This window comes from Brevibacillus sp. DP1.3A (assembly GCF_013284245.2).
Taxonomy (GTDB): domain Bacteria; phylum Bacillota; class Bacilli; order Brevibacillales; family Brevibacillaceae; genus Brevibacillus.
This window is the reverse complement of record NZ_CP085876.1, coordinates 5292188-5316396: the sequence shown is the minus strand read 5'-3', so window position 1 is coordinate 5316396 and position 24209 is coordinate 5292188. Positions and strand designations below refer to the sequence as shown.

21 protein-coding genes are annotated in these 24209 nt (G+C 49.2%); 17 read left to right on the top strand and 4 right to left on the bottom strand.

Annotated elements, in window-relative coordinates:
• Window positions 1–62: 62 nt before the first annotated feature.
• On the bottom strand, window positions 63–656 hold the full coding sequence (locus HP399_RS24320) for a MerR family transcriptional regulator (protein WP_173620042.1): 594 nt from the start codon (window positions 654–656) through the stop codon (window positions 63–65).
• Window positions 657–925: 269 nt separating this feature from the next.
• Between HP399_RS24320 and HP399_RS24315 the strand changes: the two genes are divergently transcribed.
• The 3 genes from HP399_RS24315 (at window position 926) to HP399_RS24305 (ending at window position 5171) form a co-directional block, all read left to right on the top strand.
• Window positions 926–1123: a hypothetical protein gene (locus HP399_RS24315; RefSeq protein ID WP_007726095.1), complete on the top strand. Its 198-nt coding sequence runs from the start codon at window positions 926–928 to the stop codon at window positions 1121–1123.
• Window positions 1124–1256: 133 nt separating this feature from the next.
• Entirely contained in the window at window positions 1257–1952 is a 696-nt protein-coding gene (locus HP399_RS24310) for a metal-dependent hydrolase (RefSeq protein WP_173620041.1), read from the top strand.
• A gap of 2760 nt (window positions 1953–4712) precedes the next feature.
• Window positions 4713–5171 (top strand): TspO/MBR family protein, encoded by a 459-nt coding sequence (locus tag HP399_RS24305; protein WP_173620040.1) that lies wholly within the window; start codon window positions 4713–4715, stop codon window positions 5169–5171.
• A gap of 12 nt (window positions 5172–5183) precedes the next feature.
• On the opposite strand, the gene HP399_RS24300 is transcribed toward HP399_RS24305, so the two are convergent.
• Complete coding sequence (locus HP399_RS24300) at window positions 5184–6476, bottom strand: amidohydrolase (RefSeq protein ID WP_173620039.1); 1293 nt, start codon at window positions 6474–6476, stop codon at window positions 5184–5186.
• 210 nt (window positions 6477–6686) lie between these two features.
• Here HP399_RS24300 and HP399_RS24295 point away from each other — a divergent pair, with 210 nt between their 5' ends.
• The 9 genes from HP399_RS24295 (at window position 6687) to HP399_RS24255 (ending at window position 15882) form a co-directional block, all read left to right on the top strand.
• The gene (locus HP399_RS24295; RefSeq protein ID WP_007725322.1) at window positions 6687–7553 is read left to right on the top strand and encodes a MurR/RpiR family transcriptional regulator; all 867 of its coding nucleotides are present in this window, start codon (window positions 6687–6689) and stop codon (window positions 7551–7553) included.
• A 16-nt stretch (window positions 7554–7569) separates the two neighbouring features.
• Complete coding sequence (locus HP399_RS24290; protein WP_173620038.1) at window positions 7570–8607, top strand: serine hydrolase domain-containing protein; 1038 nt, start codon at window positions 7570–7572, stop codon at window positions 8605–8607.
• A 25-nt stretch (window positions 8608–8632) separates the two neighbouring features.
• Window positions 8633–9916 (top strand): ABC transporter substrate-binding protein, encoded by a 1284-nt coding sequence (locus HP399_RS24285; RefSeq protein ID WP_173620037.1) that lies wholly within the window; start codon window positions 8633–8635, stop codon window positions 9914–9916.
• Window positions 9917–10054: 138 nt separating this feature from the next.
• Window positions 10055–10948, top strand: coding sequence for a carbohydrate ABC transporter permease (locus HP399_RS24280; RefSeq protein ID WP_173620155.1), 894 nt, complete (start codon window positions 10055–10057; stop codon window positions 10946–10948).
• 33 nt (window positions 10949–10981) lie between these two features.
• On the top strand, window positions 10982–11806 hold the full coding sequence (locus HP399_RS24275; protein ID WP_173620036.1) for a carbohydrate ABC transporter permease: 825 nt from the start codon (window positions 10982–10984) through the stop codon (window positions 11804–11806).
• Window positions 11793–12773, top strand: coding sequence for an N-acetylglucosamine kinase (locus HP399_RS24270; protein WP_173620035.1), 981 nt, complete (start codon window positions 11793–11795; stop codon window positions 12771–12773). Before HP399_RS24275 ends, HP399_RS24270 begins: the two co-directional genes overlap by 14 nt.
• Window positions 12774–12900: 127 nt before the next feature.
• The gene (locus HP399_RS24265; protein ID WP_173620034.1) at window positions 12901–14313 is read left to right on the top strand and encodes a PAS domain-containing sensor histidine kinase; all 1413 of its coding nucleotides are present in this window, start codon (window positions 12901–12903) and stop codon (window positions 14311–14313) included.
• 12 nt (window positions 14314–14325) lie between these two features.
• On the top strand, window positions 14326–14640 hold the full coding sequence (locus HP399_RS24260; RefSeq protein WP_007725309.1) for a DUF3870 domain-containing protein: 315 nt from the start codon (window positions 14326–14328) through the stop codon (window positions 14638–14640).
• A 27-nt stretch (window positions 14641–14667) separates the two neighbouring features.
• Entirely contained in the window at window positions 14668–15882 is a 1215-nt protein-coding gene (locus HP399_RS24255; protein WP_173620033.1) for a sensor domain-containing diguanylate cyclase, read from the top strand.
• On the opposite strand, the gene nhaC is transcribed toward HP399_RS24255, so the two are convergent.
• Complete coding sequence (gene nhaC, locus HP399_RS24250; RefSeq protein ID WP_173620032.1) at window positions 15879–17231, bottom strand: Na+/H+ antiporter NhaC; 1353 nt, start codon at window positions 17229–17231, stop codon at window positions 15879–15881. The genes HP399_RS24255 and nhaC overlap by 4 nt on opposite strands.
• 332 nt (window positions 17232–17563) lie before the next feature.
• On the opposite strand from nhaC, the gene HP399_RS24245 reads away from it, so the two are divergent.
• From HP399_RS24245 to HP399_RS24235, 3 genes are read left to right on the top strand one after another with little or no spacing between them, the layout of a single operon-like run.
• On the top strand, window positions 17564–18487 hold the full coding sequence (locus HP399_RS24245) for an NAD(P)/FAD-dependent oxidoreductase (RefSeq protein WP_173620031.1): 924 nt from the start codon (window positions 17564–17566) through the stop codon (window positions 18485–18487).
• Between the two features lie 21 nt (window positions 18488–18508).
• Window positions 18509–18757 (top strand): glutaredoxin family protein, encoded by a 249-nt coding sequence (locus HP399_RS24240; RefSeq protein ID WP_173620030.1) that lies wholly within the window; start codon window positions 18509–18511, stop codon window positions 18755–18757.
• A gap of 36 nt (window positions 18758–18793) precedes the next feature.
• Window positions 18794–19348 (top strand): peroxiredoxin, encoded by a 555-nt coding sequence (locus HP399_RS24235; RefSeq protein ID WP_173620029.1) that lies wholly within the window; start codon window positions 18794–18796, stop codon window positions 19346–19348.
• Between the two features lie 108 nt (window positions 19349–19456).
• Here HP399_RS24235 and HP399_RS24230 read toward each other — a convergent pair whose 3' ends face one another.
• Window positions 19457–20371 carry an NAD(P)/FAD-dependent oxidoreductase gene (locus HP399_RS24230; RefSeq protein WP_173620028.1) on the bottom strand — a complete coding sequence of 305 codons (915 nt, stop codon included), beginning with the start codon at window positions 20369–20371 and terminating at the stop codon, window positions 19457–19459.
• Window positions 20372–20770: 399 nt separating this feature from the next.
• Between HP399_RS24230 and HP399_RS24225 the strand changes: the two genes are divergently transcribed.
• Window positions 20771–22993 carry a hypothetical protein gene (locus tag HP399_RS24225; RefSeq protein WP_173620027.1) on the top strand — a complete coding sequence of 741 codons (2223 nt, stop codon included), beginning with the start codon at window positions 20771–20773 and terminating at the stop codon, window positions 22991–22993.
• A gap of 21 nt (window positions 22994–23014) precedes the next feature.
• Window positions 23015–24199, top strand: coding sequence for a HEAT repeat domain-containing protein (locus tag HP399_RS24220; protein ID WP_173620026.1), 1185 nt, complete (start codon window positions 23015–23017; stop codon window positions 24197–24199).
• Window positions 24200–24209 lie beyond the last annotated feature (10 nt).

Genomic DNA, 24209 nt, shown 5'->3' with positions numbered 1-24209 from the left:
CGGGCATCCTAAGTCAGCTGGCAGCAAGAAAAAGAAAGCAACCATATAAATCTTGCAGCCGTCTAGCGAATCCGAAAAAGCTTCTGCCAGATCGATGTTTTCCGTTCAGCGTCCCTGATTTTGGCTAACTCGATTTTGGCATCCATAATGTCATTCATTGCCTTGGTCAAGCGGCGATCACGTTCCTTCAGGTTGTTGGTAATATAGGTTTCCTGCTTTTCTACACGCGCTAACAGCGCAAAGTACGCGGCGTCTTGTTGCTGGACATGGGAGGCCAAGACATGCAGCTTTTCATCCAGCTCTTCAAGGGCAGCAGTATGGTTTAAAGCCGGATGTGAGGAAACAGGGGGGAATGCAACCGCAACGGCCGTTTCCTTTCGGGCAGGTTCAGGTGAGCTTTGCGTAGCAACCATTCGGGCAGCTTCATCTTGCGGAATGAATTGATCCTTGGTTAAGCTATAGAACCGCTGAAGACACGTAATATCAACCTGCCTGTACTCCCGACGATTCTGACTATCCCGTAAAAACCAGTAGCCGTGCTGTTCTAAGAGCATACTCCACTTGCGCAAGGTGCTCGCCCCAATACCTAACAGACCCGCAACATCTTTGCCACTGTATGTTCTCTCCCGTGCCAATAATTCGATAACCTCTCCCATGGAAATCCCTCCTCTGCGTAAGTCCGCTCATCTCTTGCTATACCGTTTCTGTATGTGAAAATGGTTTTCCTTGTGGAATCGTGCGACAAAATCTCACAGTGTTCGTAAACGGAGGGCTATTTTGGCGTCAATTTGTCACCAGACGACAAAGTTGTTGAAAATGGGGACAAATGACGGACGGGTACAAGTACATTTTCTCTTTGACTCCGCTTTTGCTCAGTAGGGCTATGCCAAATGTTCATAGGATGCATGAGAAGGAGGGATTAACCATGGCATTCAAAGACCAGGTAAAAAAATTCGAAGGCAGAAATGTTAGGGTTGCCACTGTAGAAGGTACTTTTTTCGGTCGTCTGGTACAAGTAAAATCGACCACCATTATTTTGGAAGAGCGCAATGGTAATCGCCGCACCATTATTCGTGATTCGAAAATTATTGCCGTTACAGAGCATGACGGCGACGATTGCTAAGTACTGATTGTAGAAAATTAGGATTTGTTTCTCAGGCTGTCGAGTGATCGACGGCCTTTCCTATTCTTTACACCCTGCGGCATGGTAACATAAAAGGGACTGAAAAAATGCTGCGAATAGAGGGGGTACCACAATGTTGGATATTCGTTTTCACGGACATTCTTCCGTGCAGGTAACAAGTGAAGGGCATTCAATTATGATTGATCCATTTATTTCAGGAAGCCCAGTGGCAGCAACCAAGCTGGAAGACATATCGGTTCAGTACATCCTTCTGACACATGGACACCAAGATCATATTTTGGATGCGGTAGAGTTGGCCAAGAAAAACGATGCGACAATCGTTGCAACCCATGAGCTTGCTACCTATTTGAGCTGGCAGGGAGTCAAGACCATCTCGATGAATCTGGGAGGCTCTGTCCAACTGCCATTTGGAAAAGTGAAAATGACACAGGCGTTCCACAGCTCCGGTGTCGTGCTGGATGATGAGAAACAAATCGTGTACATGGGAATGCCAGGGGGCTTTGTGATCGAGCTGGGTGGAAAAACGATCTATCACGCAGGGGATACAGGACTGTTCGGTGACATGAAGCTGATCGGAGAGCGTCATAACATCGATTTGGCGTTCCTGCCAATTGGAGATGTGTTCACAATGGGACCTGAGGATGCACTCGTAGCTGCCGAGTGGGTACAAGCCGATTTTGTTGTGCCCATTCATTACGATACATTCCCGCCGATCAAGCAGGATGGGGAAGCATTCGTAGCCGAGCTGGCTGAGAAAGACATCAGAGGCAAGGCATTGAAGCCAGGGGAGACATTGCGTTTGCCATAACTCGCTCTAGATACATAGAACCGCTAATCTACGGAAGATGAGATTAGCGGTTTTTTTATGGAGTTTCTATGTATGTGGCTGCGGTGGGGAGAAGAATATTTCCAGTCTAGGCTCCAGGCTCCGTCCTGCTGAGGGTTGAGACTGTCCGCTCCGAAGGGATTTGCGGGGAACCGCAAAAGTGGTAGCCGCTTCGTCGCGTGGGCACGTTGCGTCTCTTTTACCCGCAAATCCCTTCTCCGCTTGGTAGGACTCCACAAGTCGCTACGTCTGGAAATATTCTTCTCTGTCGTAACTGATTACGTTCTTCCATCTATTAAGGAATTAAAAACTCGGATCACATGGAAAGTCCGTAGAGGAAACAGGAGAAATAAGCGAAGATCTTTGGTACACCGACCGAGACGTAATGAAAAAAAGAGAAACAAGCTCTTAGCGTCCACCTCTGAGACGCCTCTTGAATGGACTACTTTGGACGCGGGTTTCGCTTTTTTTCATGGAGTCGGGCAGTCAATCCCACAGCGGGTGGACCTAGAAGCTGAGCGTTTTCTCCTGTTTTCTCCCAGCACTACAGCAACAACTTGAGGTTCCTATTATGTGGCTGCGGTGGGGAGAAGAATATTTCCAGTCTAGGCTCCAGGCTCCGTCCTGCTGAGGGTTGAGACTGTCCGCTCCGAAGGGATTTGCGGGGAAACGCAAAAGTGGTAGACGCTTCGTCGCGTGGGCACGCCAAAGTTTCTTTTGCTCGCAAATCCCTTCTCCGCTCGGTAGGACTCCACAAGTCGCTACGTCTGGAAATATTCTTCTCTGTCGTAACTGATTACGTTCTTCCATCTATTAAGGAATTAAAAACTCGGATCACACGGAAAGCTCGTAGAGGAAACAGGAGAAAAAAGCGAAGATCTTTGGGACACCGACCGAGACGCAATGAAAAAAAGAGAAACAAGCTCTTAGCGTCCACCTCTGAAACGCCCCCAGAATGGACCACTTTGGACGCGGGTTTCGCTTTTTTTCATGGAGCCGGGCAGTCAATCCCACAGCGGGTGGACCTAGAAGCTGAGCGGTTTCTCCTGTTTTCTCCCAGCACTACAGCAACAACTTGAGGTTCCTATTATGTGGCTGCGGTGGGGAGAAGAATATTTCCAGACTAGGCTCCAGGCTCCGTCCTGCTGAGGGTTGAGACTGTCCGCTCCGAAGGGATTTGCGGGGAAACGCAAAAGTGGTAGCCGCTTCGTCGCGTGGGCACGCCTAAGTTTCTGTTGCCCGCAAATCCCTTCTCCGCTCGGTAGGACTCCACAAGTCGCTACGTCTGGAAATATTCTTCTCTGTCGTAACTGATTAGGTTCTTCTATCTTTTAATGCTTTTAAGACTCGTTTAACACGGAAAGCTCGTAGAGAAAACAGGAGAAAAAAGCGAAGATCTTAGGGACACCGCCCGAGGTGCAATGAAAAAAAGAGAAACAAGCTCTTAGCGTCCACCTCTGAGACGCCTCCTGAATGGACGACTTTGGACGCGGGTTTCGCTTTTTTTCATGGAGCCGGGCAGTCAATCCCACAGCGGGTGGACCTAGAAGCTGAGCGGTTTCTCCTGTTTTCTCCCAGCACTACAGCAACAACTTGAGGTTCCTATTATGTGGCTGCGGTGGGGAGAAGAATATTTCCAGACTAGGCTCCAGGCTCCGTCCTGCTGAGGGTTGAGACTGTCCGCTCCGAAGGGATTTGCGGGGAAACGCAAAAGTGGTAGCCGCTTCGTCGCGTGGGCACGCCTAAGTTTCTGTTGCCCGCAAATCCCTTCTCCGCTCGGTAGGACTCCACAAGTCGCTACGTCTGGAAATATTCTTCTCTGTCGTAACTGATTAGGTTCTTCTATCTTTTAATGCTTTTAAGACTCGTTTAACACGGAAAGCTCGTAGAGAAAACAGGAGAAAAAAGCGAAGATCTTAGGGACACCGCCCGAGGTGCAATGAAAAAAAGAGAAACAAGCTCTTAGCGTCCACCTCTGAGACGCCTCCTGAATGGACGACTTTGGACGCGGGTTTCGCTTTTTTTCATGGAGCCGGGCAGTCAATCCCACAGCGGGTGGACCTAGAAGCTGAGCGGTTTCTCCTGTTTTCTCCCAGCACTACAGCAACAACTTGAGGTTCCTATTATGTGGCTGCGGTGGGGAGAAGAATATTTCCAGACTAGGCTCCAGGCTCCGTCCTGCTGAGGGTTGAGACTGTCCGCTCCGAAGGGATTTGCGGGGAAACGCAAAAGTGGTAGCCGCTTCGTCGCGTGGGCACGCCTAAGTTTCTGTTGCCCGCAAATCCCTTCTCCGCTCGGTAGGACTCCACAAGTCGCTACGTCTGGAAATATTCTTCTCTGTCGTAACTGATTAGGTTCTTCTATCTTTTAATGCTTTTAAGACTCGTTTAACACGGAAAGCTCGTAGAGAAAACAGGAGAAAAAAGCGAAGATCTTAGGGACACCGCCCGAGGTGCAATGAAAAAAAGAGAAACAAGCTCTTAGCGTCCACCTCTGAGACGCCTCCTGAATGGACGACTTTGGACGCGGGTTTCGCTTTTTTTCATGGAGCCGGGCAGTCAATCCCACAGCGGGTGGCCCAAGAAGCTGAGCGTTTTCTCCTGTTTCCTCTCCGGCACTACAGCAACGTACCAGTTTTTCCCATACGAAAAAGAAATCTCTGAAACTAGCATGAAAAGAGAACGACCACTCATAGATATAGAAGAGATAGAAAAGAAAGAAGAGGAAAGGGTGACTTCCTGGATGAGATTGGTGCACAATATTCTTCTATTTCTTGCAGGAGTGGTCGTTTATTCACTAGGTGGTCTTGCTTTTCCAGACGGTGGGGCCTGGTATGATTCCCTTGCCAAGCCCGATGGAACACCGCCAATCTACTTGTTTCGTATCATCTGGCTCATTTTATACGCGCTCATAGCATGGTCGTTACTGATCTTGATTCGAACGAGACAGATAGACCGCGAGCTTTTGCTTTTATACGGAATCAATTGGTTTTTTCATCAACTTTTTTTCGTGTTGTTTATCGGCTATCAACTGCTCGTATTGGCTGCGCTGGATACCATTCTGGTGATGTATTCGACATGGGTGCTGATTCGCGCCATTCGTCCCCACCACAAGATCGCATCCTCGCTGCTCATTCCCTCTTTCATGTGGAGCATGTTTGCGATGTGTCTCGCGATTGGCTTCTGCTTGCTCAACCTGTGAGCACAATAGCAATTACAGACCCTCGACGAGTCGGCTGGCTCGTGATGTCGCTTCTCTCTTTATTTCCTCCCAATGGAGGGTTTGGAATTGGCGCTGATGCATCAAAATTTCTCCGTTCACAATGGTTGTATCCACATCGGTTCCCGTCGCGCTGTATGCAAGTAGGGCAGGGATGTCATGGACAGGCTGCAGGTGCGGTTTATCTAGATCGATCAGGATGAGATCAGCTCTCTTCCCAACTTCCAGAGTTCCGACTTCGTGATCGATCGCAAGCAGCTTCGCACTTTCGATGGTAGCCATGCGCAAGGCAGCTTCGGCAGGCAGTACCGTTGGATCGCCGTGCTTGAGCTTTTGCATCCAAGTTGCGGCTTTGATCTCGGCAAACATATCGAGAGTCGTAGCACTGCCAGCACCATCTGTTCCCATCCCGACAGTGACCTCAGCCTCGATCAGCTCTCTGACAGGGGAGATGCCGCAGCCGAGCTTCAAATTGCTGACAGGATTATGTGCGACGCCGCCTCTCATACCGCGAAGAAGCGCGACATCGGATTCATTCAAATGAACAGCATGAGCGAGCAAGACGTGGGTGTCGTGGAACATGCCCAGTTCATGCAAATACTCCGTGGGAGTCTGATTGTACTTGGCCCGGATTTTCTCTCCTTCTTCAATTGTTTCAGCCAGATGGATGTGGAGCGGGATTTGGCGCTTGTGGGAAAGCCCGATGACTCCTTGCAGAGGCTTCGGCGGGCATGTATAAGGAGCGTGCGGACCGAGCATCGTCGTGATTCTGCCATCGCCAGCCCCCGTCCAGTTGTCGATGAGGTCTAAGGCTTCGGCCATTCGTCGTCCTCCGTCATCCTCGAAAAAGACCATGCCGCGAGTCAAGGAAGCGCGTATCCCGGAATCAAGTACCGCTTGGGCAACCGCATCCATATGCACGTACATATCGGCAAAAGCGGTCGTGCCAGAAGCGATCATTTCCGCGATCCCGAGTGTCGTCCCCCAGTACACATCTTCTCTTGTCATCCGGGCTTCAGCTGGCAGCATCTTTTTGTCCAACCAATCCATCAGCTTGAGGTCATCGGAAAAAGCACGCAGCAAGGACATGCTGGCATGGTTGTGCGCGTTGATGAGACCAGGCATCGCTACCTTATTTTTAGCCAGTATGACACGGTCTGCTTCCTCTTCAAGGGATGGGCCGATTTTGGCGATTCGACCATCCACGATCCAAATATCCCCGAGAAATGGCTTCTCTCCCTCAACCATCGTCAATATCATGCAGTCTTTAATCAGTAACGTTTTCATGGGAAAATCCTCCTTATTATTCCTGTTAGCGATGCAAGCGTAAAGCTTGACGCCGCGAGAAAGTCAAGGAGGGAATTTTTAGAAAAAAAGAGAACAAATTCAGAAGAGCTGTGCTGAGCTCCGTGATTTTGAAATATTGTTTATTAGATAACAATTGACGAGAGAAATAATGCTACATAAAATGTAGATAAGATTTGGGGGAAGAAAGCGATGTCACATATGTTAAATGGAGGGCTTGTCAGCCTACAAGCAATCTTGGATCAATTGAAACCTTCGGAGCGAAAAGTCGCTGATTATATCCTGGCTCACCCGGAAGATGTCGTGAAGCTTTCTGTACAAAAACTGGCGGAATTTAGTGGGGTTTCCGAGGCGACGATTATCCGTTTGGCTCGCTCTCTTAATATGAAGGGATATCAGGAGCTAAAGCTGCGCGTCGCGGGAGATTTGACGAAGCAGACGGCGATGGGCAGCTATCAGGAGATTATGATGGAGGGTTCAGTTGAATCGATTATGCAAGCGGTCAGCTGGAACAATATTCAATCCATCCAGGATACGCTCTCCGTCTTGTCCAACGAAGAAGTAAAGAAAGCAGTCGACGTGCTGTCGGTAGCCAGGAAGATTGATGTCTACGGCGTCGGTGCATCGGCAGTCATTGCTGACGATATCCGGCAAAAATTTTCGCGGATTAACTTGTGGTGTGAGGCTTATTCGGATTTTCACGCTCAATTGACGTCGGCAGTCACTTTAACGGAAAAAGACGTGGTCATCGGCATATCTTATTCAGGACAGACCGAAGACATTATTCAATCGTTGACGGAGGCTAAGCAGCAGGGAGCGACCATCATTACCCTGACCAAATTCGGTCCCTCACCAGTAGCCGAACTAGCCAATATCCGGCTGTTCACTAGCTCGGTAGAAAAAAGCATTCGCAGTGGAGCCATGGCTTCACGCATTGCTCAATTGAACGTCATCGATATTTTGTTTATTACCATGATCAGCAGGATGCAAGAGCAAGTCATACCCCTGTTGGAAAAATCAAGGCTTGCTGTGAGTCGAACGAAACGCTCATCGACGTAGGAGAAGGAGGGAAGACATGGACGATCTGGAGCTGCTATTGCAAGGATGGGTGGACAACGGTTTGCTGCCGGGAGCTGCCTTGCGAATCGTACGTGATCGTCGTATCTGGTATGCGTGTGATGTCGGGACGACGAGTATCGCCAAAGACCAGCGGGTGACGCCGGATACCATGTTTGACCTGGCGTCGCTCACCAAAGTGACAGCGACGCTGCCTGCTATCCTTTTGCTCATGCAGGAGGGAGTGATAGCGCTAGATGATCAGATTAGTCGATTTTTTCCCGATTGTCCCGCTGATAAAAAGCGGATCACACTCGCGCAGCTGCTTGCGCATACCTCAGGAATGCCGGCAGATTTGGCAGAAAGAAGGCGCGATAGCGAGATCGATTTGCCAGAGTTGTTGTATGCGCAAGAATTGATTCACGAGCCAGGGGCCCAGGTAGTTTACAGTGATTTGGGCATGATCTGGTTGGGCCTTGTTATCGAGCAAGTAACCGGAGAGCGCTTGGACCAATTTGTTACCCGGCGCATCTTCACCCCATTGGGCATGGCACATACCGCCTACTGTCCAAATCAACAAATTTATCGGAATATTGCGTCTTCTGAATATTGTAGCCTCACCAACGCCTACATTACAGGCGAGGTTCATGATGAGAAAGCATTTGCGATGGGAGGGGTTGCCGGACATGCTGGACTATTTTCAACGGCTGACGATTTGTGCCGATACGCGATGAGCTGGTTGTACCAAGATCCTCGAATACTTGCGAGCGAATGGTACGAACTGGCGATTCGCAATCATACAGAGCAAGCAGGGGGGAGTAGAGGGTATGGCTGGGAGCTCAATCAAGCGTCCACCACCTTGAGCTGTGGAAGCGGCTGGCATCGTAAGAGCTTCGGGCATACGGGCTTTACTGGAACCAGTATGTGGATCGACCCGGAGCAACAGTTTGCTGTCATCTTTCTCACTAACGCTGTTCATCTAGGCCGCAATCATCAGCTTCGGCAATTACGACCGATTTTGCACGATGCTGTTACGGCCCAGCTTTTGCAGACCTAAGGGAAGAAAAAGGGGAGGGTTTCGCATGAAGCAATTTCGTTTTCGCTATGTAGCTTCAATCGTGTTGGCTGCGGTTATGGTAGTGACAGGATGTAGCGGTGGAGGAACCGAAACACAGTCTGGCGGCGGGCAGGGTGGAGGACAGCAGGTAACACTCTCCATGCATAGCTGGCGTGTTGAAGACACAGAGGGCTACAAAGCCATCATCAAGGCTTTTGAGGCAGACAATCCGAATATCAAGATCGACTTCAAACCATTCAAAGCAACGGAGTACAATACCATCTTAAACACGGCGCTCCAAAGCGACAGTGGTCCAGATATTTTGCAACTGCGTCCCTACGCTCCAGGGATTACCTTGGCTGAAGCTGGACATCTGGAGCCTCTCGACAATGTGCCAGGCCTATCCACCATACCAAAAGACGTCCTCGCAGCGGCCACAGGTAAAGATGGTAAAGTCTACGGTGTCCCACTATCCCTGAACTCCACGCAATTTTACTACAACAAGAAAATCTTCGAGCAAAACGGGCTCCAGGCACCGAAAAGCTGGGATGAGCTGATTGCGACAGCCAAAACATTGAAAGAGAAAGGAATCGTTCCGATCTCTTTCGGAGCAAAGGAAGGCTGGCTTCTTTCTCTCAGTCATGGTGTGATTGCTCCAGCTAGCTACAGCGGAACGGACTATCTCGACAAGCTGCTAAAAGGAGAAAGTGACCTAAAAAGCGCCGAGTTCCTCCAATCCGTGCAGCGTATGCAAGAACTTATCCCTTATTTCCCGGAAAATTATGTAGGTCTCGAATTGAATGATATGCGGACGTTGTTCGCCACGGAAAAAGCAGCGATGTTCATCAATGGTAGCTTTGAACTAGAAGGCATCAAAAAGCTCAACCCCGATTTGCCACTTGATTTCTTTCCGATGCCAACCGATGACGGTAAACAAGTCCTGACAACCTGGGTCGATGGTTCCTATGCCGTCAATGCCAAGTCCAAACATAAAGCAGAGGCATTGAAGTTCATGGAATTCATGGCGACGAAAAAGTTCGGGGAGCTATTCGCAAATCAATTCAAACGAATCAGCGCGGTGCCAGGTGTATCGACAGACGATCCGTTGGTAAACAAGATGGCAGAGCTGTCCCAATCAAGCGCCACACCCTATTTGATGGTCGTCAACTTCGCGGAAGGAAAACCGACCACGAAGCAAACATTGGAAAACGCCCTCCAAGGCATGTATTTAGGGAAGCTCACCCCTGAGCAGGTCGTAGAAGAAGTACAAAAGTCGGCGGCTACCTGGTTTCCTCCCTTTAAGAAGTAGAAAATAGCAGACGGAAAGGGGAGTGGGACCCGAGTTGGGCTCACTCCCGGCTTCTGAACAGGCCGCGATGATTTTCGTGAAAAAGGGGTGGGTATCATCGAGACGGTAAACAGGAAAAGAATTCGAACAAAGGGGCAAGTGCGCTGGCTGATTCACTTGTTTCCGCTGCCCGCGCTTGTTATTTATACGTTGTTTGTCGTGTATCCGATCTTTTCGGCATTCTTATACAGCTTGTACGACTGGAATGGCATCAAGCGCGGGGTTTTTGTCGGACTACAAAATTTCATCACGCTGTTTACGGTGGAGCCCTTCAACGAAATGTTCTGGAATGCTTTTCGGCATAATGTCTTCTACTTTGTGATCGAAATGATTGTGCAAAATGGGATCGCTTTCGGACTGGCTTTTCTCATCTATCGCAAAATACGAGGTTCCGGGTTTCTCAAGATCGCTTATTTCATGCCAAGGCTGTTGTCTGTAATTGTTATTGGGTTTTTATGGAAGTTGATTTTAAATCCGAATTACGGGGCACTCAATACGATTTTGGCAAAAATTGGTTTAGGTGAGTGGGCCAGACCATGGCTCGGTGACCCGGATACAGCGCTTCTCGCGATTATTTTGATTAACTGCTGGTTTGGCATAGGCTTTGCCATGCTGATCTTTTTGGCGGGACTTCAGTCGATCCCGGAGGATTTGATCGAGGCGGCGAGGTTGGATGGGGCAACTGGCTGGCGGATGCTGTGGAAAATGATTTTGCCGCTGTGCATGCCAGCAATCACGATTATGACGATATTTACGTTCATTCAGGCGTTTGAAGCGTTCGAGCTCGTCTACGCCATGCAAGGATCGATGGGTGAGCCGTTTTATTCGACGGATACGCTGGCTGTTTACTTTTATCGCATGGCGTTTAGCAGCGGAGCTGGGGATGTCACACTTGGACTCGGTTCGGCATTGGCTGTCGTGTTGTTTTTCATCGTCGGATCTGTGTCGGCGCTGTCACTCTATTTGATGAGGAAACGAGAAGTCCAACACTAGTTGCGTGTTCCTGAGTGGAAAGGAGGATGCGGTGTGAAGATGACTGTGGGTGGGAGAGCTGTATCTTATGTGCTGGCGTATTTATTTGCGTTAATCGCGCTATATCCGATCGTACTGATGATTTCTTCTTCCTTGAAAACAAATATGGAGATATTTGCGAGTCCGCTCTCGCTTCCGAAGACGTTTAGCCTGGATACGTATAAGAAGCTGTGGGAAGCCGTGCCTTTTGCTGATTTTTTATGGAACAGTGTATTCGTCAGTGCCATGTCTGTCTTGTTGATTACGGTTTTTTCAGCGATGGCGGCCTTTTACTTGTCGCGATTTTCCTTTAAATGGACAGGGGGGCTATACTTCTTTTTCATTGTTGGCCTGATGATTCCGATCAAGTTGGGGATCGTTCCCTTATTTTTGCTGATGAAGAATCTCGGGCTCTTGAATTCACTGTGGTCGCTGATTCTGATTTATACGGCGAGTGGCATTCCGATCTCTGTTTTTATTTTGACGGGCTTCTTCCGGACGTTGCCGATTGAGCTGGAGGAAGCGGCGCGGATCGATGGGTGCAGCCATTTTCAGGTGTTTTGGCGCGTGCTCTTGCCGCTGATTCGTCCGGCCTTGGCTACGGTGATCATTATTAATTTCATCCATGCGTGGAACGACTTTTTCTTTCCGTTGATTTTCATTCAAGAGGAAGCACTCAAGACGATTCCGGTAGGCATGATGGTGCTGTTTGGAGAATATGAAACAGATTGGAGCCTACTGTTTGCTGGGCTCACGTTGTCTGCCTTACCGATGATCGTCTTGTTTTTGATGGCATCGAGGCAGTTTATGGAGGGGTTGACGGCAGGTGCAGTCAAGTAATGGGGAGAAGTGGTTTATCGGGATCGATGGAGGCGGAAGCAAAACCAGTGCAGCGATCTGCAATGAGGCGGGACAGGTTCGCGCAATTATGGTAGGGGAATCATCAAATCCGCTCTCCAGGAGCTGGGGGGATGTGGAGGCTACTCTGCGCCAACTCATTGATGCTGTGAGGATAAAGGCAGGAGCCAAAGAAGAGGAAGTCGCCGGTCTGTTTATCGGGCTTGGTGGTGCAGATCGTCCGCAAATCAAGGAAAGAATTCAGCATTCCTTTGCCGATGAGTGGGGAGAACGGCTGTTGATTGATAACGATGTCGTCGCAGCTCTTTACGCGGGGACATGGGGGCAGCCAGGCGTCGTTCTCCTTGCCGGTACCGGCTCGATTGCCTGTGCCTTTTCAAAAGAGGGGGCGCGGCACCGTGTAGGCGGATGGGGGTATCTGGTAGGAGATGAGGGCAGCGGGTTTGATTTGGGCAAAAAAGCGGCAATTGCCGTATTGCGCGAATACGATGGGCGCGGTGAATCGACAGTACTGACGCGACTGTTTATGGACCACTATGGCGTAGAACGTCCTGATGAGCTGATCAACCTGATCTACGGAGGAAGCAATCCGCGAATGGAGCTGGCAAAAACGAGTCAGCTCGTGGAACAAGCCGCAACACTAGGCGATCCGGTGGCGAATGCTTTGATCATGCAAGCAGTGGAGGATTTGCTAGAATTGGCCGATGCTTGCTTAAAAAAGGTCCAGGAGCCTATACCGGTCGTTTTGGCGGGAGGGTTGTTAACTGCCGGTACAACCCTTCGGGAACAACTGGTTGCGAGAGCTTCATTTCAAACAGTGATACCCACCGTTTCACCTGTCGTCGGAGCACTGGTCGCGGCAGTTGCGAGGCAGGGCTTGGCTGTTGACGAAAAAATGGCAGAGCAACTGCGTGTCAGCGCAGCGGTACTGGAAAAATTGCACATTTAAATTATCCGGGGGATGGAAACAATAGAGCGAATAGGGTAAAATTGGGTGAGAATAGGATTTGAGAACGTTGTAGGCTATTTCCGTAATTTGGAGTAGCCGTTTTCTCGTCCCAGGAGGGAGGGGCACGATGAAAAACTTATTGGACAGTGGATGGAGAAGTGGTCATCTCTATCGTTCCTTCTTTGATCAAATGATTCAGGCCACTTTTCTGCTCGATCAATTTGGTAGAGTTTTTAAAGGCAATCCTGCCTGCCAAGTGTTAAATGGCTACCCCGTAGAAGAATGGGAAGGGTCCTTATTTTGGAAGCTGGCTGTTTCGGAAGAACAGGAAATGGTACGCCTTCAAACACAGTTTGCGATGAATGGCGATCCGAGACCTTTTTACACCGCTTTTCGTCATAAGGATGGGACAAGTATTCCCGTGTATATTACATATGGAACCTTTTGGGAGGAAGGCACGTCTATTGGGTATTATTCGATGGTGCAGAAGCTCCCGGCCTCGTTTGGGAACAGCTATGGCTCCAAACAGTGCAGAGTATTGGATATTTCCGGTGAAGGTGCGTTCATCTACCATGCTGGGGAGCTTCAATACGTCAACCAGGCAGGGATGCAACTAGTTGGGGCTTCCGGCTTGGACGAGCTGCTATGGTATCCTTTTCAGTCGTTTTTCCATCCCCGTGATGTACCGAAGATCAAGGGACTCCTCCGCATTTTGGAGGAAGGGGAAACGGCTGCGCCGATTGAGGTTGAGCTGATCCGCTTGGATGGAACTCGGACGGAGGTAGAAGTGTGTGGAACATCCGTGCCGATGCAGGACAAGCCCTCCGTGTACATACTGATCCGAGATATCACGGAACGCAAACGGGCGCAAGAATTTTTGCAAAACTCGGAAAAACTCGCGCTAGTCGGTCAATTGGCGGCAGGGATCGCACATGAGATACGCAATCCGCTTACCTCGCTAAAAGGCTTTGTGCAATTAATGCAAAAGGATGGCATGAGAAAGCCAGAATACTTCTCGATCATGAGCTCGGAATTGGCGCGGATCGAGATGATTGTCACAGAGCTGCTGGTCTTGGCGAAGCCGCATACGGCCGTGTTTGAAGCCCGCGATCTGTCCAACCTGATCACGCATGTGGTGACGCTCTTGGAGACGGAGGCGATTTTGAAAAAGGTCATGATTCAGGTCGTTTTCGAATCGGAAGTCCCCTTGATCCATTGCGATGAGAATCAGTTGAAGCAAGCCTTCATTAACTTTTTGAAAAATGGAATCGAAGCAACCTCAGGGAATGGAGAAATTGTGATTCGACTGCGGTGTGAAGATGACCGAGTCGTCATTCGGTTTGAAGATAATGGAGTGGGTATTCCAGCTCATCAGATTGCGAGATTGGGAGAGGCTTTTTTCACGACGAAGGAAACGGGGACGGGCCTGGGATTGATGGTGAGCCGCAAAATCATTGAGAACCATCGAGGGACTCTGCGGTTGATCAGCACCCCAGGTAACGGAACGGCAGTCGAGGTATGCTTGCCGATCAGCAGCTAGGAGGACGACTGGATGAACAAAAATACGGTACTGACAGCAGGCTTCGCCCAAATCCCCAAGGGAACTACCTTGTACGAGGTTTCTACCATGGTTGGCTGTGTACTCATCATTGATGTAGACGCCGAAGTGATTTGTGACGCCAGCTTTACCTTTGTCATGGACAAGACGAGCGAGTTTTTGGTTAGCTTGCTTGTAGGCAAGACAGTTGCAGATGGCATGCAGGAGATCACAAAGGCGATCCAAGAACGTTTTTTAGCACCTGGTCAGGGAGCTGTCTTGCAAGCCATCCGTGCAGCTATTGAGCGATATCATGAAAAAAAAGCGTAAAGCTACCCAATAGCCGGAGGGTTGAATATGCATGAGAAGCACGACGTTAGAGAAGCGTATGCAAGACAGTTGTTGGAGCGTTATAGCCAATGGCTCGGAAACATAGAAGAAGTCGAGCTTGGCGAGGTCGAAGCATTATCTCGTGAGGTAGACAGTATGCTGTCGGAGCAGGACAGTGTCTTGCATGCAGAACTGCTTAAGAAGATTGTGGAGCTGCGAAATAAGGTAACCGAAATGATGTGGATCTCCGAGCACATGAAGATTTTACATGACCTCAGCCACATTTTTGCGAAAACGTTTGAGGAAAGCAAAATTTTGTGGAAAGCATTCGAGCTGGTCTCGCGTGTGATGCGTGCAGATGCTTTCTTTATTGCCTTTTATGATGAAGGCGACAGTGAGATCAAAATTCCGATCAGCATAGATAATGGGGTCAATTACGGTCCGCTCACGATTCCCTACGGGCAAGCGATGGTGTCCAAAGTAATCGATACAAGGGAAACAATCCACATCAAGACGATGAAGAACGAGCCAAGCGAGCCAGAAATGATCCGCTGGGGAAGCCCGGAAATTGATACGAATACATGCATTTTCGTTCCACTTATGCTGGGGAATCAGATCAAGGGCGTTATTTCTGCCCAGTCTTATCGCGAGTTCGCCTATAAAAAAGAGCACGAGGAACTACTGAAAATCATTGGTTTTCAGGTAGCAAGTGCTATCGAAACGGCGCGTTTGTATGAGCGAATGTATCAGATGTCGTTCCAGGATGAGCTGACAGGGATTGCGAACTATCGTGCGTTCCATCGTGATTTGGAAAAGCTGCTGAGTGAAGAGGATGCGTCTGTTTCTTTGATCATGCTGGACTCAGACAGCTTAAAAGCGGTGAACGACCATTATGGTCATCATGCAGGGGACGCACTGATTAAGCAAATTGCCGAAGCGATGAAAGAAGTGTCGGGACCAGAGGATACTGCGTATCGTTATGCGGGAGACGAGTTCATGCTGCTCTGCCCAGGATCGTCTATGGAGATGGCGGAGGAAAAAGCGCATGCCATTCGGGAGTATTTGCGCTTGCGCCCCTTAACACAGGACGATTGCTGCATCTTGATTGCGGTCAGTGTTGGCATTGCGCGCTTCCCTCAAGACGCAAACACGGCAGATGGCTTGAAGCGGGCAGCAGATGAGGCACTGTACCGCTCCAAGCGCAAAGGAAAAAACTGCACGACCGTGTATGCAGCCGGCTAAGCTTTCTGCCGACGCATGGCGAATAGAAACGTCAAAATTGGCGAGATCCACAGGTAGATGACATAAGGCAAGTATTCCAGTGTAGATACATGCAAGGTAGCAGTAAAGAATGCACCACTTACCCCCCATGGAATGAGTGGGTTGACGAGTGTCCCGCAGTCTTCTAGAGTACGAGACAGTCGTCTGCCCGCCATTCCGCGAGCCTCGAATGCTTCGCGAAACATCTGTCCAGGGAGCAGGATGGACAAGTATTGTTCTCCTGTCAGCAGATTCACGAGAATAGAAGAAGATCCGGCAAGACCGACCATCTCAGAGTCTCGTTTGATTCGATTGATGAATCCGGAAAAGAGTGCATGAAACACACCGCTGTATTGCAGAATGCCCCCTAAAGACAAGGCAATCAAAATCAAGGCGAGGGACCAGGTCATCGACAACAGTCCACCGCGGTCCACAATTGATGCAACGGCTTCATTGGCGATATTGCTGACGAAGCCTTTTTGCATGACAGTCATCCATTCGACCGGAGAAGTAACTCCTTCCGAAAGAGCAGCTGTAACAATCCCGCTCAAAATCCCGAATACCAATGTAGGCAAAATCGGTTTTCGCAGCGCTGAGCATAACAGGACGACGAATGCTGGCAGCAGCGATAAAAGGCTAAGCGAGAAGTTTTGTTCCAAAGCAAGCTGGATTTCTTGAATGGCGTCTAGATTAACACTGGCACTTTGTCCTTGAAATCCGAAGAAAATCGCGGTAATGACAAGGGCAGGGACGGCAGTGCGTGACATGAACTTGACGTGCTCCGACAAGGAAACGCCTGCAATGGCTGCTGCAAAGTTGGTCGTGTCGGAGAGAGGCGACATTTTATCCCCGAAACATGCTCCACAAATAATGGCTCCGGCTGTAATCAAGGGATCAAGTCCGAGTGCAGTCGAGACCCCCATCATAGCGACCCCTACCGTACTAATTGTGGTAAAAGAGCTTCCTGTAACGGAAGAAACGATTACCGTCAGAAACAGGGCGGAGAGTGTGAAGTACTCCGGTGAGATGATCGAAATGCCGAGGTGCAGAATCATCGGAACGGTTCCACTCATCATCCAAACCCCGATTAAAATTCCGATTAAGGATAGAATCAGCATGGGGGCGATCGCAGTTTGAATTCCTTTGATCAAGCCCTCCTCCATTTGCTTCCACGGAACGCCGAACAGGAAGAGAAGAGTAGAAGCTCCAATGGTTGCGAGGAAGAGCGGCATATGCGGCTCAACTTTGCCCCAGAAAAGGGCGGGAAATAAGATTCCGAATACGGTGACAAGCACCCAAATACTTTGCGAAAAAGATAATGGCTTGTTCATAATGGCAACTCCTTGTTAAATCAGGCTGAAGCAGTGAGAAGGTACATTTTTACTTTCGTACTTTTGTGCTTTCTTGCTTTTTTGCTTTTGTGCGTTCAAGTGTTAGTGGTACTTTATCCTGAATTACTTGTTTCGTCAACGAAATCGGGTGAATTCGGAATCGTAAAATAATTCAGGGTAGTGGGCGGACTTTTTCGTACGCCTTTTTATAATAAGACCTTATTTAAAATAATTATAAAAAGATATTGACTTTCAAATTATATCAAGTACAATGATAATTGTTCCTAGTTGATAATAATTATAATTTGATAATAAGGAAAGGGGGAGCGTTCATGTATGATGTCATCATCATCGGCGGAGGACCAGCTGGTGCTTCCGCTGCCATTTATACAGCTCGTGGAAATCTAAAAACGCTCGTCATCGATAAGGCACCCGGAACTGGGGCGCTTGCCCTGACACATAAAATCGCCAACTACCCAGGGGTAGAAGGCGAGATGACTGGGAAGGAACTATTGGATAAAATGCGCAGACAAGCGGAGGGCTTCGGTGCAGAATTCATCCAGACTACGATTTCTGCGGTAGATGTAGAGGATGAGGAAAAAAGCATCTTCACGGCTCATGGTACTTTCCAAGCGAAGGCTGTGATCATAGCGACTGGTTCCAAAGGACGTAACCGTATGCTTCCAGGAGAAGAGCAATTGCTCGGGCGAGGCGTGAGTACTTGCGCGACATGCGACGGAGCTTTTTATGAAGGCAAGCACGTTGCGGTCATCGGTGATACGGAGGAAGCATGGGAAGAAGCGCATGCACTGACCAAATTTACGGACAGAATCACTTTCTTGGTGCCGCGCGCTGATCTTCAAGGGGTAGAAGGACTACCTGAGCTGCCGAACACGGAAATGCGTTTCCGTACGCGCCCATTGGAAATCGTGGGAGAGAAAGCGGTCGAAGGGTTGCGCATTCGCACGGCAGAAGGAGCAGAAGAAATGCTGTCCGTAGACGGAGTCTTCGTCTTCCTGTCTGGCAGCAAGCCGGGTACCGATTTCTTGGATGGACAAGTTCGCCTCGATGAGGAAGGATTTATGATTCTAGATGAGTTCATGCAGTCTTCTGTTCCAGGCGTATTTGGAGCGGGTGAGGTGCGCAAAACACCTGTGAAGCAAGCAGTAGTCGCTGCGGCAGACGGTGCCATTGCAGCTATGGCTGTAGACAAATACATCAACAAGCGTTCCAAAGTTGTCCCCCAATACAAATAGAAGAAAAGGAGAGAAACAAACATGGCACAAGCAATCGTATACTCCAGCACAAATTGCAACTTCTGCAAGCAATTGAAGACGTATTTGACAGAACAAAACATTTCTTTCGAAGAGCGCAACATCGATGAAAAAGAAGAGTACGGCCAAGAACTGAGCCGTTTAGGCATGATGTCTGTTCCACTGACAGTCATCGGTGAAAAGCAAATTTTGGGCTTCAACCCGACACGTATTAAAAAAGCACTGGCAGCATTGGAAGAGGCTGCGAAGTAATTTTCATCAGACACCATATAAAAGGAGAGATTTATCATGACAACACAGCAAACAATTCAACTTCAAGTAGGAAAACCAGCACCTGACTTTAACATGCTCACGACCAAAAACCTCGAGACACTGGAAGAACGTGTGTCGCTGGCTGATTACAAAGGAAAATGGCTGATTTTGTTCTTCTGGCCGTTCGACTTCACATTCGTTTGCCCAACAGAGGTAACTTCGTTTAGTGACAACATGGAAGAGTTCGAGGATTTGGATTGCGAAGTACTGGGTGTATCCACGGATAGCGTACATACGCACCGGGCATGGATCAAAACACCGCGCGATGAAAATGGCATCGGTGAAGTAAACTTCCCGCTCGCGAGCGACTTCAAAAAAGAGACGGCACAAGCTTATGGTGTCCTGGACGAAGAGACTGGTGCAGCTCACCGTGGCTTGTTCATCATCGATCCAGACGGCATTCTGCGCTACCAAGTGGTAACTGACATGAACGTAGGTCGCAGCGTGGCAGAGACGACTCGTATTTTGCAAGCCCTGCAAGCTGGCGGTCTGTGCCCGGCGAACTGGAAGCCAGGACAGAAGACGTTGTAATCAAAGAAAGAGCATTGCTTCTATAATATAGAAGAGGGACAGTCCCACCCGTCTAGTGAAGACGGAGGGATTGTCCTTTTTTTATGGAAGGAACACGTGGAGATGGTGCTAACGTTGACCATTCCATTCCTCTAAAAGCAGTTCGTTGTTGATACTCATACCAGCCGCAGAGCCTAGAGCAACGGCAGTGATCACCTGGTAGTGTGTAGTTGCTGCATCACCAGCACTGTAGACCCCCGGTACGCTCGTTTTCCCAAAGCTGTCGACGATAACCGTACCTGCTTCCGTTACCTGGCAGCCTAATGCTTGCGGCAAGTCAGATCCAGCCACGAGCTTGGGAGCAAAAAAGATCCCGGTGCACGATATGAAGTTGCCATTTGTAAGCTCAACGCGCTGCACCATCCCATCGACAGATACAATACGCTCAATCGGGGAGTCAAAGACAGGAACGCGATGCTGCAACAGCTCCAACCTTTGTTCTTCCGTGAACTCATCTGGTCCATTGGTGCAGACGGTGTATTGATTGGTCCAACCAGACAGCATTTTTGCCAAATGCAATGCCTTCTCTCCGTTGGCGATCAAGACGAGTGGCTGGTCGCGTAATTCCCATCCATCGCAATAAGGGCAGACAAAAGCACTTTTTCCATACACTTCTGCTAATCCGTTAACAGGCAAAGGAAGATCCTTCATTCCCACTGCGAACAGCAGCTTTTTGCTCTGATAAGTCGTTCCCTGTGCAGTCGTTATGAGAAAATTTCCATCGTGTCCCGTGATCGTTACTGTTGTATCCTCCACAAAGTGAACGGAGGGGTAGGCGCTGATTTGCTCCCTTGCAATGCGACGAAATTCGCTCGGAGTGATGCCGTCTCTCGTAAGAAAGCCATGTGACTCACTTGTAACGCGATTACGTGGACGGCCTTCATCGATAACGACCACACTTTTTCTTGCCCTGCCAAGTGCGAGAGCGGCACTCATACCTGCTGGTCCGCCGCCAATAATCCCTACATCGATAAGTTGATTCATGTTTATATACCACCTTTATAGATTCTTTATGTCTATTATAAATAAACCTTCCTCAGAATCAATGTGCGAAACACTTTGTATTCTTTTTGTAAATAATCCCTTATCTCGAAAAAATCCAACGCCTTCCAAATAGTAGCAACCTACCATTTTTACTAGCGAAAAGGAAAAAAAAGGAACGAGTAAATGTACCTAATTGAGAAAAAGTGTGGGCCAGAAGACCGTCCCGGTTGCAGGACTTCTCTACAAAAAACGTAGGTCAATGGAGGCGAATCCGTCCCAACATTACAATTTCATGACAAATCTGAAAAATGCACAATAGTGATTTTTGTCTATGGGAACGATTCGCTCCCTATGTTTACAATGACTGTGACGTGGCAACATATCGGAGGTTGACGAGGAATGGAGCCAACAAAAAAGAGAAGATGGCGCTGGATGAGCCTGACCATGCTGATCGTGGTGGGGGCAAGTGCCTTCTGGTGGTTTTGGGCAGCAGATCGTGTCGAAAGCATGGAGACGACTACAGGTGCTCAATTAAAATTTCGCGCGAATGGCGAGCTGTTCGAAGTCTATCAGAATGAGAAATGGCAGCCCTTTTTTGCGAAAGGTGTCAATCTGGGGGCATCATTACCGGGTCATTATCCGGGTGAGCTTCCCATAACAAGAGAGGATTACATGCGCTGGTTCGCGATGATCGACGAGATGGGAGCGAACGTCATTCGTGTGTATACCATCCATTCTCCTGTCTTTTATGAAGCTCTGGTCGATTACAATCGGCAAAAAGAAGGAGACCCTCTCTATTTGATGCAGGGCATTTGGAGTCCAGAAGAGCTGTTGATTGAAAAGAAAGACGCTTATCTGCCAGAGATTCGCGAGGAGTTTCGACAGGAAATCAAGGATGCAGTCGGCGCTGTTTACGGGGACATCACCCTGCCGGAAAAACCGGGAAAGGCAAGTGGTACATACCGTGCCAATGCGGGCAAATATTTGATCGGCTGGCACACAGGGACCGAGTGGGACCCCGTGATGGTGAAAAACACCAACCGCCTACATCAAAAAGTTGCTCCCTATCAAGGGAAGTACTTCCACGCGACACCGAATGCAACCGCTTTTGAGACATGGATTGCTGAAATGGTGGATACCGTCGCAATGGAGGAGAACAAATACGGTTGGCAGCATCCGATGACCTTCACCAATTGGGTGACTACAGACCCCTTATCGCATCCGGGAGAGCCGATTCATCATGAGGATTTGGTCAGTGTCGATCCTACCCATATAGAGCCAACACAGTGGGAGGCAGGCTACTTCGCTTCCTATCACGTGTACCCGTATTATCCCGATTTCTTCCGCTACGACACTACCCTGCAACAGCTGAAGAACGATGCAGGGCAAATGGATACGTACAAAGCGTATTTGCGACAACTGAAGCAGTATCACAAAAACATGCCGATCATGGTGACGGAATTCGGGGTCCCGGCATCGGTGGGAGTCGCCCATCTAGGCAATTTGGGGCGCAATCAGGGTGGTCATTCAGAAAAGCAGCAGGGAGAGATCGATGTCGAGCTTTTGCAAGAAATCCATCAGGAAGGTTATGCAGGAGCAATCGTATTCGTCTGGCAGGACGAGTGGTTCAAAAAAACGTGGAATACGATGCGCTTTGAGTTGCCGGAAGATCGGCGCTCCCTGTGGATCAACGTGTTGACCAATGAGTCTCTGTTTGGAGTCCTCGGCATGTACCCGAACAAAGAAGGCATGCTGACCATCGATGGGAATCGCACAGATTGGGATCAGCTCGTGCCGGAAGAGAAGCAACGCCTCGATGTTCAAGTCCCAGGCGTCGACGAAATCTGGATGACACATGATGAAGGGTACGTCTATTTCCTTGCTCAGTTGAAGGAAGAGTTTGACCCGGCAAAACAACAGCTTTATGTGGGCGTTGATACGCTTCCTGGCGGGAACAAGCATGCTGCTCAGCTGCCAGGCCTGACGCTGGATGAGGGTCTAGAAACGCTGATCGCGTTGGGAAAAGCAGACGAGAGCCAGATTCAAATCGCTGCCAATTACGACTTTCATGCTCGCTTATACGGAAAACGCTACGGCATGCTTGCGGTCAAGGAAGCGGAGAAAAAAGACAATTCCGGGATATTCAAGCCGTGGAAGCTGGCCGTTAGCTTGGAGATGGAGCCGCCAGATAGCAAGAAGTACTATCCGTTGGAGGAAGTCGAGGTCGGCAAGCTAATCCGGGGAACGACAGATTCCCAAGACCCGCAGTACGACTCACGAACCGCCTGGCAAGCAAAGGGCAAAGTGGTAGAGCTGAGAGTACCGTGGATGCTGCTTGGATTTACAGACCCGAGCTCCTTGTCCGTCATGAGCTATGAAGATGATGGCAAAAGCTTCACGACGAAGAAGACGAAAGGCATACGCATCCTGCCGCTCCTGGTGGATACAGCGACGAAACAAATCATCGGGCAAAACGCTTACGCAGTGACGAAGCTCCCGATGTATACATGGCAAGGATGGGAGCAGGTAGGCTATCACGAACGCAAAAAACAGAGCTATTCCATACTAAAAAAAGCATTCCATGAGATTGAGGCTCCGGTGAAGATCGGGACTCAGCCTTGATTGGATAGGAGAGTGGCAAACGTGCAAACACCATTGGCGACGGCAATTGTTTTTCTGTACGCGCTATGTGGATTGACAGTACTAGGCTTGCTTGTCTTGTTCGCACTGAAGCTGCGCAACATTTCGGTGGAGAAACAGACCATGCGTTGTTTGGAAAAATATCGCGACTACTTCGTTTACCTCCAAGCACACGGGGAAGAAGAGGAGCGTTTGCAAGTGCCTTATGGCGCTGTGACACCAAAAGAAAAGCAAATCATTCAGAAAAAGCTGTTTGAGCTGATGGAGCGGGTTACTGGCATTCATCGGGACAAGCTGATCTGGCTCTGCGAGGATATGGGACTCGTAGAGCTGGACATGCAAAGACTAAATGGCTGGTGGAAATGGACGAGAGTGGATGCCGCTTACAATTTGGGGATCATGCGCTCCAAGCTCGCCGTACCTGCTCTCTTAACCCTCCTGCAAAAAAACACAAATGACATTAGTGTTTTTATCATTGCTCGTTCCGTCGCCAAATGTGCACGCAATACAGAAGATTTGCGGGAAATGGTGACCCACGTTGTTGGAGCGAAGAAAAATGTCCACCAGCTCATCGTGGACATCATCAGTGATACGCAGGTGGATACGGCACCGCTTTTTGCACAGTTTTTACAAGAATCCGATGCTGAACTGGTCCAAATCGGACTGATTGGCTACGCCGTGCATGCACAGCCCGGCATTGAGCCTGCGCTATACCAGCTCATTCAATCGCCTGACAAGGAAGTCCGAATTAAGGCAGTCAAGCTCATGTGTCGGGATATCCGCTATATGAATGAGCAGACAGTCACTGCTTTTATGAATCACAAAGATTGGGAAATTCGGGCAATGACAGCGAAGGCAATTGGCTCACTGAAATTGCATTCGTACATCCCCTCGCTGAAAAAGGCGGTGGGCGATGTGAACTGGTGGGTTCGTCATCACAGTGCACGTAGCCTGGCGCAGCTAGAGGTCGAAGGCTTTGCTGCCCTGTGTGAGATTTTGCAGGAAGAGAGAAACGGTCATAAGAGCGAGATGGCTCATCAAGTGATCCAGGAGGAGTTGGAAAAAGAGAAGCTGGTTCTACAGGGTGCAACAGCGACCGAGAAGCTCGTGCAATACAACGAAAAGCTGCATATGTACCGCAAGTCGTATCGCAAAACGATCTCCACGGTTCAGGCACTGGAAAGATAGAGCGAAAGGA